Origin of the sequence: Paenibacillus sp. MMO-177 (genome assembly GCF_037147795.1) — a bacterium.
Taxonomy (GTDB): domain Bacteria; phylum Bacillota; class Bacilli; order Paenibacillales; family Paenibacillaceae; genus Pristimantibacillus.
Genome location: NZ_JBBCUR010000038.1, coordinates 1 through 394 on the forward strand (window position 1 = coordinate 1; position 394 = coordinate 394).

General features: G+C 51.3%; 2 rRNA genes. Both read right to left on the reverse strand.

The features are described from left to right. Nucleotides 1–98: ribosomal RNA gene (locus WFK81_RS30780) — 23S ribosomal RNA — on the reverse strand; the annotation flags it as partial. Between the two features lie 190 nt (nt 99–288). Then, nucleotides 289–394: ribosomal RNA gene (gene rrf / locus WFK81_RS30785) — 5S ribosomal RNA — on the reverse strand; the annotation flags it as partial.

Here is a 394-nt window from a genome sequence, read left to right on the forward strand (position 1 = left end):
GCGTGCTTACCGCTCCCCGAGGCAGTTTCGTTGTTCGCCACGTCCTTCTTCGGCTCCTAGTGCCTAGGCATCCTCCGTGCGCTCTTATTAGCTTAACCTAATGCTCCGGTTCTTTCGGCCGATCGCTCCTTGCGGTTTATTTCTTGATTAGAGAACTAATGGTTGAAATAAACGCGCAAAAGTCGCACTCGACTCGAAACAACCTTCGCTCGCAATTAATAATCACTTAAGGATGTTTCATCTTTCGCTATCCAGTTTTCAAAGAGCAAATATAGGTGATAAACACCTGCTTGGCGACGTCCTACTCTCCCAGGACCCTGCGGTCCAAGTACCATCGGCGCTGGAGGGCTTAACGGTCGTGTTCGGTATGGGAACGCGTGGTTCCCCTCCGCCA